This window comes from Bradyrhizobium sp. BLXBL-03, from assembly GCF_051853015.1.
Lineage (GTDB): Bacteria > Pseudomonadota > Alphaproteobacteria > Rhizobiales > Xanthobacteraceae > Bradyrhizobium > Bradyrhizobium manausense.
Genome location: NZ_CP182470.1, coordinates 7843133 through 7860003, shown reverse-complemented (window position 1 = coordinate 7860003; position 16871 = coordinate 7843133). Strand labels below are relative to the sequence as shown.

The window sequence follows — 16871 nt, the reverse complement described above, 5'->3', positions numbered from 1 at the left end:
CCTCAGTGGATCGCCGCGTACATGATCTTCTCCTCCGTCGCTTCCAGCGCGGAGAACTCCTCCACCACCTTGCCCTGGCGCGACACCAGGATGCGGTCGGACAGCGCCATGATCTCGGGCAGATAGGACGAGATCACCACCACCGCCTTGCCCTCGTCGGCGAGCCGGTTGATCAACTCGTGGATCTCGACGATGGCGCCGACATCGACGCCGCGGGTCGGCTCGTCGAAGATGATCAAGTCGGGCTCCTGCACCAGCGACTTCGCGATCACCACCTTCTGCTGATTGCCGCCCGACAGTTCGACCACCTTGACCTGATCGCCGATGGCGCGAACCTTGAGCTTCTCGATCCAGGACTTGCCGACCGCATCCGTCTCCCGCCGCGACAGCATCATCCGGCCCCGCGGAAACTTCGACAACAGGCCGAGATAGATGTTGCGCGCGATCGAAGACGTCTCGAAGAAGCCCTCGACCTTGCGGTCCTCCGTGACATAGGCGATGCCAGCCTTCACCGCCGGCGCCGGCACCCGGTAGCGCACCGGCTGGTCGCGCAGCAGGATCTCGCCGCCATGGAAGAAGTCGCGCTTGAGCACGCCGGCGACGATCTTGAAGGTTTCGGTGCGGCCTGCACCAACGAGGCCGAACACGCCGGTAATTTGCCCAGCGAACACCGACAGCGAATTGTTCTTCACCATTGGTGCCATCTTTAAATTCTGCACCGTGAGCACGCGCGCGCCGGCCTGGCGCACACTGTTCTTGCGTGCGCCGTAGAGGGTGTTGGAGAGGTCGCGTCCGACCATGGCCTGCACGATGGCGGCGCGATCAAACTTGGCGACATCGTCGGTGACCACATGCTTGCCGTCGCGCAACACCGTGATGCGGTCGGCGAGCAGCAGCGCTTCTTCAAGCGCATGCGAAATGAAGACGATCGAGACGCCGCGCCTCTTGAGGTCGCGGACGAGGTCGAAGAAATATTTCTTTTCTTCCGGGGTCAGAGATGCGGTCGGCTCATCGAAGATGATGACCTTGGCACGGTGCAGCACCGCGCGCGCAATCTCGACCATCTGCTTCTTGGCCGCGCCAAGGCCGCTGACGGTGGCGGTCGGCGTCACGTCGAAATTGAGCGATTGCAGGAACTGCTGCGCGGCGATGTAGATCCCCCGCAGGCGGTTGTAAAACTTCTCCTGTCCCAGAAACAGGTTTTGCGCCACCGTCATGGTCGGCACCAGGCTGTTCTCCTGGAACACCATGGCGATGCCGAGATTGCGCGCCTCAAGCGGTGTCTTCGGCGCGACCTCGGCGCCGTCGACCGTCATGGTCCCCGAGGTCAGCGTCACCACGCCCGCCATCACCTTGGTAAGGGTCGACTTGCCGGCGCCGTTCTCGCCGACAAGCGCATGGATCTCACCGCGGCGCAGATCGAAGTCGACCCCGTCGATGGCGGGTACGCCGGCATAGAGCTTTGTTGCCTTGCGCAGCGAGAGTGCGATGTCGCTCATGTTCGAAATTCCTCGGCAAGGCCGGCAATGGGCAGCCTCAAAATGCGGCCCGGTCCCTTGGCGATCAGCACGAGATCGCTGCCCATCTCGACGGCCGCGACGACGCCGTGATTGATGCCGTCGACCCGGCTGTGCAGCGAATAGAGCGGCTGGCCGTCGGCATCGAGACGGATGACGAGGCCATAGGAACGCGGCGGCGCCCACGGCTTGATGACGCCCATCGTCTTGATGTGCGCGCCCTGCATCGGCTCCTTGAACGAGCGCCCGGAACGCAGCCGCGGTGCGACCCAGTGCTCGGGCGCGATCTCGGCCATCATGCGGCGCCGATAGCCGGCTTCGCGCAGCACGAACTCGACGAGCTGGGTCCGCGCGGTGAAGGCGGTGAGCCAGTAGCCGCCGCCCGAGGCTTTCGACAGCCGTGATGGATAGACGGGCAAGTGAGCGAGCACGATCTTCGGCGATGCACCCGGGGAGACAAGAACGAGGCGGTGGCGCCAGCTCTCGCTGACCAGCATGGCGTTACCATGCGCGCAGGCACCGAAGGCATAGCCGAGGCCTTGGGCCAATCGCGTCACGGTCCTGCTGCCGGGATCGAGCCGGTACACGCGGCCGCTCCGATTGAGCTCCAGCAGGTCACGCGCCCAATCGTCGACACTGCATGCTGCAGAGCCGTCTGTCGCAATCAGCGCATTGTCCTCCGCCAGCGCGAGTGCATTGATCGCATTGAACGCCGCGTCGGCAAAGGTTGCGCTCGGCTGCTCGGCCGAGGGGCTTTCGTATGCACGGACCTCACGCCCACCGAGCGCGACGGCGAGGCCGCCGCCGGGGAGGGCACAGAGCGCGGAGATCGGCTGCTCGAAGCGGCGCAATTCCGAGGCCGAGCCACCGTCCAGCGACAACAGCCTTCGTCCGTCTGCAATAAAGAGCTTGTTGCCGTCAGCGGCAAGATCCGCAGGCGACTCGCAGGTCAGCAAGGTTTCGGCCGATTCAAGCTTCTGGTTCGGCTTCAACGCGCCGTCGAAGGACGGCACGGTGATGGTGGCGTCGCCGCGTCCGAGAAAGCGGTTGGCGAAGTCTCTGACGGCCGCGATCACGACTGCTTCCCCCACCTCTTGTCATACTGGACGAAGTTCGGATCGGCGTTGTCGAGCTTGTAACGGCCGATCCGGTTGTTGAGGATGCCGCCGAGGTAGAGGTAGCCGCGATGCTCGCGCATCGAGGTGATCATCGGATGGTTCTCGCCGTGCAGATCCCAGAACGATTCGAGGATCCTGCCCTGCTCATTGAATTTAACCACGCAGCCGGTGTTGATGTTGGGAAACAGCCACTCATCGACCGGTACGCGCTTGGCCATGCGGCGGCGGAAGCCCGGCATCTTCCAGGCGAGGTCGAGCGAGGGGCTGCGCATGCCGACCAGCGCCAGCCAGTAATTGCCGTCCGAGGCGAGGTTGATGTTGTCGGGGTATCCAGGCAGATTGTCCATGACGACCTCGACCGCGCCTTTCTTCGGCCCGGCGAACCAATAACGCTTGATCGAGCAGCCGAAGGTCTCGGCGAACAGGATCGACTGGCCGTCGCTGGCGACGCAGATGCCGTTGGGGAATTTGAGTCCGCGCAGCTCGGTACGCGTCGTGCCGGTCTTGGTATCGTAGCAGATGATGCGGCCATTGCCGCGCGCCTCCAAGCCATCGATGGGCCATTCGTCCATCTCGTAACGGACCGTCGCTTCGGAGAAGAAGATCAGGCCATCGTCGGTGATGTCGAGGTCGTCGGCGAGGCGCAGGCGGCTATCGTCGTTGACCGAGCGTAGGCTGCGGTTGGTCTCGTCGGTCGCCTTTTCCACGGTGCAGTCAGGCTTGATGCGATAGAGGCCCATGCCGCCGATGCAGACATAGAGATTGTCCTCACGGTCGAAGGCCATGCCGAGCGGCTGGCCGCCGATATGAGCGAACACTTCCATCTTTTGGTAGTCGGGCGCGAGGAAGCGCATGATGTCGCCGTGGCGGGAGCCGGCATAGAGATTGTCATGGCGATCGAGGATGACGTCTTCCGGCGCCTCGATGCGGCCGAGGCCGATCGCCTCGACATCGCGGAGCTTGTCGTTCTGCTCGAATGGGCCGCCTTGCCCGATCTCCGTTGGCGGCGGTGGCGGCAATTCGTGATAGGTCGGGGCGACATAGACCTTGCTGATGATACGGGTCCGGTTCTTCTGCCAGCGGATGTCGATCATGGCGGCGACAAGCAGGATGCCCGCGAGCGCCATGCGATTGACGCCGCCGCGTGCGTTCATCGTCGTCAGGCCATTTGTGATCAGCAGCACGATCAGCACACCCACTGCCGATTTGGCGACCGAGCCCTTGCCGCCGCCGAGCGTGATGCCGCCGAGCACGGTCGCGGTCAGCACGATCACCTCCAGGCCGACGCCGATGTCGCCGCCGACGGTGCCGAGCCGGGAGGCGAAGAAAAGCGCGCCGACGCTGGTCAGCGCGCCGCTTGCGACGTAGCAGAGCGCGATGGTGCGGCGAACCGGAATGCCCGAATTGTAGGCCGAGCGGCGCGAGCCGCCGATCGCGGTGATGTGCCAGCCCGGGCGCAGCCGCGTCATGAAGATGTGGCCGAAGATCGCGATGACGATATAGGCGAGCGCCACGGTGGGAATGCCCAAGACAGAGCCGGAGCCGATAAAGTCCCAGGACGGGATGTCGGGGAAGGCAGAGGCGATCGCGTTGGAATAGCGCTGGATCAAAAGGTCATAGGCCGAGCGGTAGATGATCAGCGTGATCAGCGTGGTGATGAAGGCGCGGAGTCGCAGATATCCGACCAGAATGCCGTTGACGGCGCCAAGCAGCGCGCCGCACAGCAGCGTAGCGATCACAACGGCCGGAACCGGCCAGCCCGCGACGTCGAGCAGATAGAGCGCGCAGAAATCGGTCAGTGCGAAGATCGACCCGACGGAGAGGTCGATGCCGCCGACGATGACCACCAGGGCAAGCCCGAGCGCAATGAAGCCGATCTCGCCGGCCTGGCGCGCGGTGTCGGCGAGGCTCGCCGGCGACAGGAAGTTGTCGATGGACCGGCTGAACGCAAAGCCGACGATCAGGAGCAGGATGACCGGGATGGCTGTCTCGGTCCATCGCTTGGACAGGATTTCGCCGAGAAGATGATCAGGCCAGTAGCGGTAACGCAGGCTTGTGATTGTGTCGCGCATCGGCTTTCCAGCAGGACATGGAAACTATCGGGGGCAAGGTCCCCGGGCATAGATCCCGGGGACCGCGAGCCCTGGCGCGGACTATTTCTTGAGGTCGCTGAGATTCCAGCAGGCGGTCTGGCTGTCGGCGTTCTCCTTGGTGATCGGAATCAGCGTGGTGTATTCCGAACCCTTGATCGAGCCGGGCTTGGCGCCCGAGGACAGCAGCCACTTGATCGTGCCGGCCATTTGTGTGGCCTGGGTCGGTACGTCGTAGCTCAAGTTGAGGTCGAACGCGCCCGACTTCACCAGCTCGCAGGCGCCCTTGCGTTCGCCGCCGCCCGATGTCGCCAGGAACACCTTGCCGGTGAGACCTGCTTCCTTCACGGCCGCTGCGGTGCCGATGTCCATGCCGTCCCAGAAGCCGACGATGCCGCAGAGATCGGGATTCTGCTTCAGCACCGTTTGCGTGATCGCCTTGGCCTTGGCGGCATCCCAATCGGCGGCCTGGCTCGATACCACCTTGATTTCGGGATGCTTGGCCAGAACGTTCTCGACGCCCTTGAGCGTATAGGCGCTCGCGGCGGCCGACAGCGCACCCTGGATGATCGCGATCTTGTTCGACTTGCCCTCGCAGGCCTTGACCACGCCTTCGGTCTGGCGTTCGCCGATCTCGACCCAGTTGGCACCGACGAAGGCGGAACTGCGATAGGCCGAGCCCATGTTGATCTGGATGACGTAGATGCCCTCGTTCTCCGCGCGCTGGAGCAGTTTTGCGTAGGTCTGGACGTCAGGATTATGCACGACCATTACCGCCGGCTTCTCCGAGATCAAGGAGGTCACGGCCTGCGCGCCGGCGTTGGTGTTCCAATTGGCGTCGCGGATCACGAACTTGACGCCGTAGGGCTCGAGCTCCTTCTTCAGGCCGGCATACCAGCCCTCCGTGAGGTCGAAGTTCATCGCGACCGGCACATAGGCCACGGTCTTGCCGGCGAGCGCCTCCTTGAACGGCTTCTGGAACGGCTCGTCGAGGCCCTGCTGGGCGAGCGCCGGTCCGGTGAGTGCGGTGAGAGCCAGTGCGGCGAGGGGTACCCTGGTCGGGTTGCCAAAGATCTTCATTGCTTCCTCCTTGGTTGTAGTTGTCGTTGCTGTCGATCGTTCAGATGTCGCCCTGCTGTGCCGTTTCTTCGTTGCGTGGATTCAGGAAAGAGTCCGTGATGACGGCGAGCAACAGCACCACGCCCTTGACGAGATTTTGCCCGGCGTAGGAGATATCCATGATGGTCATGCCATTGAGCATGGTGCCGATCAGCAGTGTGCCGATGATGACGTTCAGCACGCCGCCGCGGCCGCCGGAGAGGCCGATGCCGCCCAGCACGACCACCAGGATCACGTCGTAGATCAGCGTCGAGTTGAAAACGCGCGTCGGCATCGAATTGACCGATGCCGCCATCACGAGCCCTGCGAAACAGCCGATCAGGGCCGCGATCACGTATTGCAGCACGATGATCGGGCGGGACGGAATGCCGGTGACACGTGCGGCGTAAGGATTGTCGCCGATCGCGTAGATGTAGGCGCCCCAGCGCGTCTGGCGCAGCAGGAATGCGACCACCATGCAGGCGATCGCGAACATCACGATCGAGGTGGGAATGCCGAGAATAGTGCCCTGTCCGAGTCGCTCGAAGCCGTCCATGCCCGAACTCCATTGCACGACGTCGAGCTGGAACAGCACGGCTTGCCCAAGGCCCGCGAGCAACAGGCCCGTTGCGAGCGTCGCAAACAGCGAGGGCACCTCGGCATAGGCGATCAGCCAGCCATTGACGAGGCCGAAGGCGATCGTGATCAGGACGGCCGTCAGCAACGAGAAGGGGAGTGAATGGCCGTTCTGCACCATTTGCAGCACGAGCCCGGGGGGCACTGCGAGCGCGGCGATCAGCGAGATGTCGATGCCGCGGCCGATCACGACGATCGCCATGGCGAGGCCGAGGATGCCGAGTACTGCCACGTTCTGGAGCAGCGTCAGCATGTTGTCGGCCGTCAGGAAGCCGTTCAGGAAGATCGAGAACACCAGGAACAGCAAGGCAAAGACGGCAAAGACGATCTCTTGCTGGCTGAATCGGAAGCGCTTCATCGTCCGGTCCTTCCTGCGTTCTATGGCCGCGCCATTTGTTTTGGCCTCGGGCGAACCCCGGCGGACATTCGTCCGCTGCTGCGGTTTCCGCGCGACAAGGCGGCGCTTACGAAATTGTCGACGCCGTCGATATATCCGTCGATCGACGTGCCGCGTTTGCGGTATTTGGCGCGTTTGACGTACCAGTCCTGCAGCAGCGGCTTGATCAACGACGCCGTAAGCCCGACATGTTCGACCGTGAAGGCGCCGCTGGCGACGCCTTGCCGGAGCACGTCGGCGATGATCTTCTCGGTTGTGGCTTCCATGTCGATCGCGCGCTGGCGTTCCGCCGGCGGGAAGGACTTCGCTTCCATGAAAGCGAACACGAACCAGGGCTGCATCGCCTCGCTCATGCGGATGTGAGTCGCGATGATCCAGCCGAGGTGCTTGTTGGCGTCATTCCTGACGTCGTCGGGAGGCGCCGTCAGGACCTCGGTCGCCGTTGCCGCGACCTCGCCGAGGATCATCGAGAGCAGCCTGGGCTTGCTGTCGATATAGGTATAGAGGCCGCCCATGCTGAGGCCGGACGCTTCCGCAAGCTGGCGCAGCGTGGTGGCGTGGAAGCCCTGCTTGTTGGAGAGCGCGAGGGTGGCGCCGATGATGCGTGTCAAATTTGCGATGGCGAGCCGCGGCTTCTGCACGCGAATGGAGTCGCGATGACGTTCCAGAATGCGCGTGCACAGCGCTTCTGTCGAGAACGCATTCGTCCAAGGTCGTCGGCGCGCGAGGTTCACGCTGCCTCCCCTTATGTCTTCCCGGACCTTTGGTTGTTGACCCAGGCGTGGGCTTTGCACCCTTATGGTTATTCCTAGCGCAGAGAGTGGCAGTCCGGAAAGGGGGCATGCCAGAATTTTCCGAGAGAGCGCTCGCTCGCTTTTTCCGGCCGATGCAATCACCCTGACCGATTTGACGAGGCCAGTTGCGCCGAATACTTTTCTTGCGAACTCGAAAAAGCGCGTAAACGCAAGAGTCTGGCTGCGGTCAAGGCTGGCATGTACGCGGATGGCAGATTGCGGGGGAACGAACATGTCGAACGACATCGAAGCCACCATCGCGAAAGCGCGCGAGCATTCGATCGGCGATCTCCTGCGCCGATCGGCGGCCCGCGAGCCGGGCAAGGTCGCGGTGAGTTGCGGCAGTGTGAGCTGGACCTTCGCGGAGATGGACGCGGTCTGCAACCGGCTCGGCCGCGGCCTGCTCGGGCTTGGCGTGAAGAAGGGCGATCGCGTTGCCGTGCTGTCGCGCAATTCCCACGCCTTCGCTGCGCTGCGCTTTGCTCTGGCGCGGATCGGTGCGGCGCTGGTGCCGATCAACTTCATGCTTAATCCCGACGAGATCAGTTTCATCCTCAAGAGCTCCGGCGCCAAGCTGCTGGCCACTGGCCCTGATTTCGTCGAGCCGGCTCGCGCCGCTTCAGCCAAGGATTGCGCGGTCGAAAAAATGATCTGGCTGCCGGGTGAGGATCCCGCCACGGCGCCTGCAGATCTCGCCACCTTCGACGGTCTGCTTCATGCTGACGGCTCGGGCCTCGAGGCCTCCGTCGATAGCCGCGATCTCGCGCAGATCGTCTACACCAGTGGCACCGAATCCCTGCCCAAGGGCGCGATGCTGACCCATGAAGCGGTGATGTGGCAGTATGTCAGCTGTATCATCGACGGCGGCATGAGCGTGGACGACAAGTTCTTACACGCCCTGCCGCTCTATCACTGCGCCCAGCTCGACGTGTTCTTGGGTCCGCAAATCTATCTCGCCGCCTCCGGCGTGATCACGGGCAAGCCGACCGCCGACAACATCCTGGCGCTGATCCAGGCACACAAGATCACATCGTTCTTCGCGCCGCCGACGATCTGGATCGCGATGCTGCGCTCGCCGAACTTCGACAAGACCGATTTGTCGACGCTGCAAAAGGGCTATTACGGCGCCTCGATCATGCCGGTGGAGGTGCTGCTTGAGCTCCAGCGCCGCCTGCCCGCGGTAAAATTCTGGAATTTCTACGGCCAGACCGAGATCGCGCCGCTCGCGACCGTGCTGCGGCCGGAGGACCAGTTGCGCAAGGCCGGCTCGGCCGGCAAGCCCGTGCTCAATGTCGAGACGCGGGTGGTCAACACGTCGATGGAGGACGTCAAGGTTGGCGAGGTCGGCGAGATCGTGCACCGCTCGCCGCATTTGCTGTCGGGCTATTACAATGATCCCGCGAAGACCGCGGCGGCGTTTACCGGTGGCTGGTTTCACTCCGGCGATCTCGCCACCGTCGATGAAGAGGGCCACATCACGGTGGTCGATCGCGTCAAGGACATGATCAAGACCGGCGGCGAGAACGTCGCCAGCCGCGAGGTCGAGGAGATGATCTATCGTATTCCCGCGGTCTCCGAGGTTGCCGTCGTCGGCCTGCCTGATCCGCGTTGGATCGAGGCGGTCACGGCCATCGTGGTGGTCAAGAGTGGGGAGACGCTGGATGAGGACAGCGTCATCCAGCATTGCGCCGGCCAGATGGCGCCTTTCAAGGTGCCAAAGCGCGTGATCTTCGTGGATAGCCTGCCGAAGAATCCGAGCGGCAAGCTGCTCAAGCGCGAGCTGCGCCAGCGCTTCGTCGGGGGCGAGACGCTCGACAAGGCGATCCAGAAGAACTTTGGGACGTGAGGCGTTTCTTTTTGGAGAAGAGGACGCCAGCTCAATACTTCTTCACGTGCGCGCCGAAGGCCAGCCACAGCGCCGTCGATGCAAGGCCGAAACCGCCGAGCAGCAAAAACGTCGGGCCGTAGCCGATCCATTGCGCGATCCAGCCGCCGAGCGCGGGGCTCAGGCTCGCGCCGACGCCTTGCACGGTGATGACGGCACCTTGACCGAGATTGATGCGACCGGTGCCGTCCAGCGAGCGCGCGACCATGCCGGGAACGGCGACCGTCTGTAATCCGGTGCCCATCCCGTCCAATATCTGCATCGGGACCACGCCCCACCATCCCGTCACGAAGAACGCAAGCACGCCCCGGACGGGTAAGAACATGAAGGAGACCAGGATCACCGGCCAGTAGTTGCGCTTTCCCGCGACTTGCATGGCAACCAGCGACGTCACGACCATGACGCCCTGCGCGATGACGACGGTGGTCGCGACGAAGCTCGGACCGTTGGCCTGACGTTCGGCCACCGCTGCAAGGCCATAGAGCGGGACGATGGCTGCATTGCCGAGATGGAAGATGGCAAGCGCGAGCGCCAGCACGAGGAGTGGCTTGTGCTTGAGGAGGACGGACATGGCATCCGGCGGATTCTTGCTCTCATCCTCCTTGCTGCCGCGGGCCTGACGATCGTCGATCGCCTTGGCGGGAATCATCAGCACGCAGGCGATCGCGATAGCACCGAACACGGCCGCCAGCACGAACACGGCGACGTAGCCGAAGGTGTAGCCGAGATAGCCCGACAGCGCCGCGCCGACCATGTTACCGGCATGGTTGAAGGCCTGGTTGCGCCCGTTCAGCGCATTGAAACCCTTTTGCTTGGCCATGCCCAGCGTGATGCCAGTCACCGCCGGCACGATCGCAGCGCTCGCCAGCGATTGCGCGACTTGCGAAAACGTCACCGCCCAGAAATTCTGCGAGATCAGGATGATGGCGGAGGCAAGGACCACAAAGATTCCGGGAATGACCACCCACAGCCGCTTGTTGTGGCTGGAATCGATAAAGCCGCCGATCGGCGTCGTCACCAGCATGCCTGCGACATTGCCGATCGTCAGCGCAGTGCCGATCAAGCCGGTGGTCCAGCCGCGCTCTTGCAGGAAGACGCCGACGAATGGGCCGATGCCGGACTGCATGTCCGCCATGAAGAAATTGACGGCGAACAGCGGCCAGATGCGCGAGGGACGCGATGTCATCGAAACGCTGAACGTGATGCTGCCGATCGCATGAGGTCTCGCGCAGGTGGAAATGGCCGACTGTTTGTGCCGGAGCGGTCCGAAAAGTAACATGCGCTAACCGCGTTGGTTCCTCCGGACTTGCAATTGGAGGGACGCGACGTCACCTCATCGGTGTCCACTCTCGTTCCGGATCACGCCATGCCCCTTTGGACCTGCGAAACCTGCGGTGCGCAATTTCCGGACACCGGAAATCCGCCGGCGTCCTGCCGGATCTGCGAGGATGAGCGGCAATATGTGAACTGGAAAGGCCAGGCCTTCCTCACGCGGGATGCGCTGGCAGAGCGTCACCGCCTCGTCTGGCACGACGATCTCGGCCTGACCGGCATCGCGCTCGAGCCGAGCTTTGCGATCGGCCAGCGCGCGCTGCTGGTCCCCGATGGCGGAGGGTACGTGATGTGGGACTGCATTCCGCTGGCAACGCCGGAGGCGGTCGCCCATGTCAAATCGCTCGGCGGCCTGACAGGGATCGCGATCTCGCACCCACATTATTATGGTGCGCTTGCGGACTGGAGCGAAGCGTTCGGCGGGGTGCCGGTCTATCTGCACGCTGACGACCGCCAATGGGTGACACGGCCGCATCCGTCCATCGTGCACTGGACCGGCGATCAGCATCGCATCTCGGACGATGTGCTGCTGTTGCGGACCGGCGGCCATTTCGCCGGTGCCACCATGTTGCATGATGCGCGCGGCGCCGATGGCAAGGGCGCACTTCTGACCGGCGATATCGCGCAGGTGACGATGGATCGCCGCTTCGTCAGCTTCATGTATTCTTATCCCAATTACATGCCGCTCAACGCCGCCGCGGTACGGAGGATTGCGGCTGCGGTCGCGCCTCTCGCGTTCGATCGCATCTACGGCGCCTGGTGGAGTCGCAACATCGCTGGCGGCGCCAAGGCCGCCTTCGCGGCCTCGGTCGAGCGATACATCGCGGCCATCGCCTGAGCCGGCCGGAACGCCATTGCCTATCGCCATTAACTGGACTATAAGTACAGATATTAGGCGCGACGCAACGATGCGTTCGCTGGTCCGGCACGATCAATGCATCGTGGCTTTGGCGGGCGCGTGTTGTCGCCGTGTGAGCGGGAATAGGACGCATGACCGGGCGGCGCGACTACGAGATCTTTGAGGCCGGCAATTTCGTGCTTCAGTCCGGCGCTGTCTTCCCCGCGATGAACCTCGCCTACAAGACTTATGGCGCGCTGAATTCGGCCAAAGACAACGTCATTCTCTATCCGACCTCATTCAGCGCGCAGCATTTCGACACCGAGTGGTTGATCGGGCCCGATGGCGTGCTCGATCCCACCAGCTATTTCATCATCATCCCGAACCTGTTCGGCAACGGTCTGTCGTCGTCGCCATCGAACTCCGGCAACGAACCATTCCCGCAGCTCACCTATCACGACGCCGTCGCGGTCCAGCATCGGCTGCTGACCGAGCGCTTCGGCATCACAAAGCTGGCGCTGGTCTATGGCTGGTCGATGGGCGGCATGCAGGCGTATCACTGGGCCGCGCTTCACCCCGACATGGTCGAACGAGCAGCGGTCGTCTGCGGCAGCGCGCGATGCGCGCCCTACAATTACGTGTTCCTGGAAGCCGTGAAGGCTGCGCTGTCAGGCGATCCCGCCTTCCGCGACGGCCGCTTTGTCGAAAGGCCCGTTGCCGGCTATCGCGCCATGGGGCGCGTCTATGCCGGCTGGGCGATGTCTCACGGCTTCTATCGCGACGAGCTCTGGCGCGAGGCCGGCTTCACTTCGCTCGAGGACTATCTCGTCCGCGCCTGGGACGCGACCTTCGCCCGGCGCGATGCCAACGATCTGCTGGCGCAGATCAGTATCTGGCAGACTGGCGATATCAGCCGGTGCGCTGCCTTCGGCGGCGATTTAGATCGCGCGCTCGGGGCGATCAAGGCGCACATGCTGCTGATGCCGGGCGCCACTGATCGTTATTTTGACGTGCGCGACAATGAGGACGAGCTCGGCCGCCTCGTCAACGCAAAATCAGCCGTGCTGCATCCGATCCCGTCGCTGCACGGCCATCGCGCCGGCAATCCCGTCAACAATCCGCGCGACCGGGCCTTCCTGAAGGCCGAGATCGCAGAGCTTCTCAACAAGTAACGCAGGTCCCTGATCATGACTGACGCGACCGTTTCCGTTTCAGAACCGGGCCACCGCCTGAAGCCGCTGACGCCGGCGATGCTGCGCCAATTGTCGGTTCGCTCCGATCTCAAGGGCGCGGTGCGTAGCCTCTGCCACTACGCAATGGTCGTGCTGGTCGGATCGTTGATCTGGAAGGTGAGCTCGCGCTATGGCGTCCTCTGGGCTTTGCCGCTGATGGTGATACAGGGCTATTTCGTCGCCTTCCTGTTCATGGCGCTGCACGAGACCGCGCACAAGACCGCGTTCAGGAGCCGCGGCCTCAACCTCGCGGTCGGCTATCTCTCGGCCTTCATCATCGGGCAGCCTTACGAATATTACTGCCTGTTCCATTGGGACCATCATCGCTACACCCAGGATCCCGAGAAGGACCCGGAGCTGATCGTCGGCGTGAAGCCGAAATCCGACACCCAGGTCGCGCTTGCCTATAGCGGTCTGCTCCAGGTTGCCGGGCGGCTGCGGCTGATGCTCGGTCATGCCGTCACCGGCAAGGTCACGGTACCCTGGATCCCCGAGAACAAGCGCGTCATCATCGTGACCGAAGCGCGCGTCTATGCGGCCCTTTATGTCCTGCTGTTCGCGCTCTCTCTGTGGTTCTCCTCGACCCTGCTGCTCAAGGTCTGGATCGCTCCGCTGGTCATCGGGCAATTCTTCCTGCGGCCCTATCTGCTGGCCGAGCACACCGGCTGCGAGCGCACCCGCAGCGCCTTCCAGAACACCCGCACCACCTACACCGGCGCGGCCGTCAAATGGATTGCGTGGAACATGCCCTATCATGTCGAGCACCACGCCTACCCGTCGATTCCGTTTCACGCATTGCCGAAGCTGAACGCGATCGTCGACGGCGAGATCGTCTATCGCGGCAACGGCTATATCAGGACGACACTTGAGACTTGGGCGTGGTTTCGCAGGCAGCTGAAGGCCGCTTGAACCTAACGCAAAGCTCCGGTCGCAGCGCGACCGGAGCTTTGTCGTGAATGCACGCTATCAGTAGACGGTATAGCCGCAGACATTCACGACGCGGACACGCAGACCGTGACGGGTCTGGACGACGCACTCCTGGTAGCAATTGTCGATGCCGGTGTTGACGTAGAGGCGGCCATAGCCAAAGCCCCAACCGGGACCCCAGTGGTGGTGGAAGCCGTGAGCGGACGCCGCGGTGGGCATGAGAGCGGCGGCGCCGAGCGAGCCGGCGGCGATCAGACCAAGTGCAAGCTTACGAAACATTCTCATTCTCCGGTGTGGCGCGAGGCCGTTGTTATGTCCCTGCTTCTCGGTCGAGCCGAAGCGTGATTGCGTTCACACGGCGAGGTGAGAATCGTGTTTCAGAATGGTTTCGTCGGTCGCGGTGAAACCCGCCGCAGTCAGGCTTTTCGCGCCGCGCGATAGCGCGCGGCCATCGCCCGCGTCATCTCGGCGATCTTCTCGCGGAGATCGGAGGGCTCCAGCACTTCGGCTTCGGCGCCGAGGCGCAACAATTCCGCGGCGGCATGCCATGATGTCTTGCCCGTCGGGACTCTGGCGATACGCCAGCCGTCCGCATCAGCGGTCTCTTCAATCTGCGTGCGCGCCCTGACGTAAGGCTGGCTCAGCGCGTCGAGCAATTTTACGCCTGATGGCGAGAGCCGCACGACCGCGACGTTAGGGTGCATCTCGGCCTCCAACCGCAGCGTCGCATCCCGCCAGTAGGCCGCGAGGTCGAAATCGGCAGGGCGATCGAAGCTGTCGTCGAGCGCCTTGCAGTCAAGCACGCGCGCGACGCGATAGGTACGCACGCTGCCATCGACTTGACCTGCGAGATACCAGCTGCCGCCCTTGAGCACGAGACCGAGCGGGGCGACACGGCGCTGCTTCTCCGAGCGCCAGCTCTGGTAGCGAATCCTGATCAATGTTCCGCGCAAAGCGGCGCCGGCGATGGTGCGCAGATGCGTTGGCTCCTCCGTTTCGCCAAACCAGCCCGGCGCGTCCAGATGAAAGCGCTCCTGCATCCGGCCGGCGTCTTCGCGCAAATTTGCCGGCAGCGCCGCCATCAACTTGTTCTGTGCAGCGATCATCGCGGCATCCAGCCCCAGCGCCGCCGCCGGGCCCGGGAGCCCTGCGAGGAAGAGCGCGCCTGCTTCGCTCTGAGACAGCCCGTTCAGCCTTACGCGATAGCCATCGAGCAGGCGGTAGCCACCCTCCGCACCGCGGTCGGCATAGACAGGGACGCCGGACGCCGCGAGTGCGTCGATGTCACGGTAGATCGTACGCACCGAAACTTCGCAGGCCTCTGCCAGCTCGGGTGCGGTGACCTGCCCCTTGGCCTGGAGGGTGGTGAGGATCGATAGCATCCGGCTCGCGCGCATATTTCCTTAAACCATACCTGACACAGGATGTCAGGTATGGTCGGTTAGAGATGCGGCCATCGCAAGCCGACCCGAGGGAGACCTGCCATGACCGACCCGAATCGCATCACGCTATATTATTCGCCGCAGAGCCGGGCCACCGGCACACGGGTGCTGCTGGAGGAACTGGGGGCGCCCTACGATCTCCATATCCTCAACATGAAGGCGGGCGAGCAGCGGCAACCGGCCTATCTCGCCATCAATCCGCTCGGCAAGGTACCGGCAATCCATCACCACGGGGAGCTCGTGACCGAGCAGGTCGCGATCACCATCTATCTCGCCGATCTCTTCCCCGAGGCGGGGTTGACGCCCACCCTGAATGATCCGCTGCGCGGTCCGTACCTGCGCTGGATCGCCTATTATGGCGCTTCGTTCGAGCCGGCCCTGATCGACAAGTTCATGCGACGCGAGCCAGCCCCGATCACACAGTCGCCTTATGCCGACTACGACACCATGCTCGGGGCGCTCGAGATGCAATTGTCGAAGGGGCCGTATCTGCTCGGCGAGCGGCTGACCGCCGCCGATGTCCTGTGGGGTGTCGCGTTCAGCTGGACCATGATGTTCGGCATCGTGCCGAAAAAGGACGTCTTCGTTCGCTATGCCGAGCGCATCACCTCGCGACCGGCGTTCCAGCGTATCAGCGCGGCCGACGATGAGATGGCTGCGCAGCATGCCAAGGCTGTGGGAGCCTAAGCCTCACTCCGCTTCGTCCCGGGCTCGCGCGTCGCGCGCCCCGGGACGACCACCGAGTATGAGGCGCGCCCTCGGACGCCCTGCCCCCTCAAAACCTCGGTGCCCGCTTCTCCGCGAACGCCTTGATACCTTCCTTGATCTCGTCGCCGCGCATGCTGTCGCGATGGCGCTGCTCTGCGGCCGCCTCGTCCAGTTCGCCGCGAGCGAATTCATTGATGGCGCGCTTCATGCCGCGCATCGCATTCGGTGCGTTGCCGGCGAGGATGTGGGCGAGCTTGTCGACTTCTTCGTCCAGAAACTCGACTGCCACCATGGCGGTGAGGTAGCCGATCCGCAGCATTTCCGGCGCAGTAATCTTTTCCGCGGTGAGGAACAGCTTCTTGGCATTGTCGACGCCGAGCCGGGTCACGTAGCGTTTGATGCCGCTGCTGTAATAATGCAGCCCGAGCCGGGCCGCCGGCATGAACATCTCGGCGGTGTCGACGCCGATACGGAAATCACAGGCGAGCGCGAGATCGGTCGAGCCGCCATACACGCCGCCATTGAGTCGGCAGATCGTCGGCACGCCGAGATCCTCGAGCCGGTTGACGACGACTTCGAAGGCCGAGCCCGCGCTCTGCTGCTCGTTGGCGCTGACCGCGCGCTCGGCGACCGAGTTGAGATCGTAGCCGGCCGAGAAGGCGCGTCCCGTGCCGGTCAGCACCAGGACGCGGATATCGGGATCGGCCTCGATCCGGTCGAACAAGTGGACGAGCTCGCCAAGGTCTTCGGCCTGGAGCCGGTTGAGATGCTTGGGCCGGTTGAGGCGGATGGTCGCACGGGCCCCGTCGATTTCGAGCAGGGGGCTGGAAGCCGCGTCGGCTGTCTCCGACATTCTT

15 protein-coding genes are annotated in these 16871 nt (G+C 63.4%); 5 read left to right on the top strand and 10 right to left on the bottom strand.

The features are described 5' to 3' along the window. Positions 1-2 precede the first annotated feature (2 nt). From ACNJX9_RS37080 to ACNJX9_RS37055, 6 genes are all read right to left on the bottom strand, one after another. Positions 3-1499, bottom strand: a complete 1497-nt coding sequence (locus ACNJX9_RS37080; RefSeq protein ID WP_057746312.1) for a sugar ABC transporter ATP-binding protein — start codon at positions 1497-1499, stop codon at positions 3-5. After that, positions 1496-2593: a hypothetical protein gene (locus tag ACNJX9_RS37075; protein WP_439407039.1), complete on the bottom strand. Its 1098-nt coding sequence runs from the start codon at positions 2591-2593 to the stop codon at positions 1496-1498. The genes ACNJX9_RS37080 and ACNJX9_RS37075 overlap by 4 nt, the downstream gene beginning before the upstream one ends. Then, complete coding sequence (locus tag ACNJX9_RS37070; RefSeq protein ID WP_439407038.1) at positions 2590-4707, bottom strand: ABC transporter permease; 2118 nt, start codon at positions 4705-4707, stop codon at positions 2590-2592. Before ACNJX9_RS37070 ends, ACNJX9_RS37075 begins: the two co-directional genes overlap by 4 nt. Before the next feature lie 81 nt (positions 4708-4788). After that, the gene (locus ACNJX9_RS37065) at positions 4789-5805 is read right to left on the bottom strand and encodes a sugar ABC transporter substrate-binding protein (protein WP_439407036.1); all 1017 of its coding nucleotides are present in this window, start codon (positions 5803-5805) and stop codon (positions 4789-4791) included. Between the two features lie 40 nt (positions 5806-5845). Next, positions 5846-6817, bottom strand: a complete 972-nt coding sequence (locus tag ACNJX9_RS37060; protein ID WP_439407034.1) for an ABC transporter permease — start codon at positions 6815-6817, stop codon at positions 5846-5848. Positions 6818-6837: 20 nt separating this feature from the next. Continuing rightward, positions 6838-7896, bottom strand: coding sequence for a TetR/AcrR family transcriptional regulator (locus tag ACNJX9_RS37055; RefSeq protein ID WP_439407033.1), 1059 nt, complete (start codon positions 7894-7896; stop codon positions 6838-6840). Between ACNJX9_RS37055 and ACNJX9_RS37050 the strand changes: the two genes are divergently transcribed. Continuing rightward, positions 7883-9496 (top strand): acyl-CoA synthetase, encoded by a 1614-nt coding sequence (locus tag ACNJX9_RS37050; RefSeq protein WP_439407031.1) that lies wholly within the window; start codon positions 7883-7885, stop codon positions 9494-9496. The genes ACNJX9_RS37055 and ACNJX9_RS37050 overlap by 14 nt on opposite strands. A 31-nt stretch (positions 9497-9527) precedes the next feature. On the opposite strand, the gene ACNJX9_RS37045 is transcribed toward ACNJX9_RS37050, so the two are convergent. Further along, positions 9528-10721, bottom strand: a complete 1194-nt coding sequence (locus ACNJX9_RS37045; protein ID WP_057746863.1) for an MFS transporter — start codon at positions 10719-10721, stop codon at positions 9528-9530. 180 nt (positions 10722-10901) lie between these two features. Between ACNJX9_RS37045 and ACNJX9_RS37040 the strand changes: the two genes are divergently transcribed. The 3 genes from ACNJX9_RS37040 (at position 10902) to ACNJX9_RS37030 (ending at position 13846) form a co-directional block, all read left to right on the top strand. Further along, a complete protein-coding gene (locus tag ACNJX9_RS37040; protein ID WP_057746331.1) occupies positions 10902-11705 on the top strand; it encodes a hypothetical protein in 804 nt (267 codons plus the stop codon). A 152-nt stretch (positions 11706-11857) separates the two neighbouring features. Further along, positions 11858-12877, top strand: a complete 1020-nt coding sequence (locus ACNJX9_RS37035; protein WP_057746335.1) for an alpha/beta fold hydrolase — start codon at positions 11858-11860, stop codon at positions 12875-12877. Positions 12878-12892: 15 nt separating this feature from the next. Beyond that, positions 12893-13846 carry a fatty acid desaturase gene (locus ACNJX9_RS37030; RefSeq protein ID WP_439407028.1) on the top strand — a complete coding sequence of 318 codons (954 nt, stop codon included), beginning with the start codon at positions 12893-12895 and terminating at the stop codon, positions 13844-13846. Between the two features lie 57 nt (positions 13847-13903). Here the strand turns inward: ACNJX9_RS37030 and ACNJX9_RS37025 are convergent, their stop codons facing one another. Together ACNJX9_RS37025 and ACNJX9_RS37020 are read right to left on the bottom strand one after the other, a co-directional pair. Next, positions 13904-14143, bottom strand: a complete 240-nt coding sequence (locus ACNJX9_RS37025; RefSeq protein WP_439407026.1) for a hypothetical protein — start codon at positions 14141-14143, stop codon at positions 13904-13906. A gap of 137 nt (positions 14144-14280) precedes the next feature. Further along, positions 14281-15261, bottom strand: coding sequence for a helix-turn-helix transcriptional regulator (locus tag ACNJX9_RS37020; RefSeq protein ID WP_057746345.1), 981 nt, complete (start codon positions 15259-15261; stop codon positions 14281-14283). A gap of 87 nt (positions 15262-15348) precedes the next feature. On the opposite strand from ACNJX9_RS37020, the gene ACNJX9_RS37015 reads away from it, so the two are divergent. After that, on the top strand, positions 15349-15993 hold the full coding sequence (locus tag ACNJX9_RS37015; protein ID WP_057746347.1) for a glutathione S-transferase family protein: 645 nt from the start codon (positions 15349-15351) through the stop codon (positions 15991-15993). A gap of 88 nt (positions 15994-16081) precedes the next feature. Here the strand turns inward: ACNJX9_RS37015 and ACNJX9_RS37010 are convergent, their stop codons facing one another. Beyond that, a complete protein-coding gene (locus ACNJX9_RS37010; protein WP_439407024.1) occupies positions 16082-16867 on the bottom strand; it encodes an enoyl-CoA hydratase/isomerase family protein in 786 nt (261 codons plus the stop codon). Positions 16868-16871 lie beyond the last annotated feature (4 nt).

Bases quoted from the DNA above. Each gene is read 5' to 3' on its own strand.
- ACNJX9_RS37070 (WP_439407038.1), bottom strand. From the start codon at position 4,707: ATGCGCGACACAATCACAAGCCTGCGTTACCGCTACTGGCCTGATCAT.
- ACNJX9_RS37055 (WP_439407033.1), bottom strand. From the start codon at position 7,896: ATGTCGTTCGACATGTTCGTTCCCCCGCAATCTGCCATCCGCGTACAT.
- ACNJX9_RS37080 (WP_057746312.1), bottom strand. From the start codon at position 1,499: ATGAGCGACATCGCACTCTCGCTGCGCAAGGCAACAAAGCTCTATGCC.
- ACNJX9_RS37060 (WP_439407034.1), bottom strand. From the start codon at position 6,817: ATGAAGCGCTTCCGATTCAGCCAGCAAGAGATCGTCTTTGCCGTCTTT.
- ACNJX9_RS37035 (WP_057746335.1), top strand. From the start codon at position 11,858: ATGACCGGGCGGCGCGACTACGAGATCTTTGAGGCCGGCAATTTCGTG.
- ACNJX9_RS37025 (WP_439407026.1), bottom strand. From the start codon at position 14,143: ATGTTTCGTAAGCTTGCACTTGGTCTGATCGCCGCCGGCTCGCTCGGC.
- ACNJX9_RS37020 (WP_057746345.1), bottom strand. From the start codon at position 15,261: ATGCGCGCGAGCCGGATGCTATCGATCCTCACCACCCTCCAGGCCAAG.
- ACNJX9_RS37040 (WP_057746331.1), top strand. From the start codon at position 10,902: ATGCCCCTTTGGACCTGCGAAACCTGCGGTGCGCAATTTCCGGACACC.
- ACNJX9_RS37065 (WP_439407036.1), bottom strand. From the start codon at position 5,805: ATGAAGATCTTTGGCAACCCGACCAGGGTACCCCTCGCCGCACTGGCT.
- ACNJX9_RS37030 (WP_439407028.1), top strand. From the start codon at position 12,893: ATGACTGACGCGACCGTTTCCGTTTCAGAACCGGGCCACCGCCTGAAG.
- ACNJX9_RS37050 (WP_439407031.1), top strand. From the start codon at position 7,883: ATGTCGAACGACATCGAAGCCACCATCGCGAAAGCGCGCGAGCATTCG.
- ACNJX9_RS37010 (WP_439407024.1), bottom strand. From the start codon at position 16,867: ATGTCGGAGACAGCCGACGCGGCTTCCAGCCCCCTGCTCGAAATCGAC.
- ACNJX9_RS37015 (WP_057746347.1), top strand. From the start codon at position 15,349: ATGACCGACCCGAATCGCATCACGCTATATTATTCGCCGCAGAGCCGG.
- ACNJX9_RS37045 (WP_057746863.1), bottom strand. From the start codon at position 10,721: ATGACATCGCGTCCCTCGCGCATCTGGCCGCTGTTCGCCGTCAATTTC.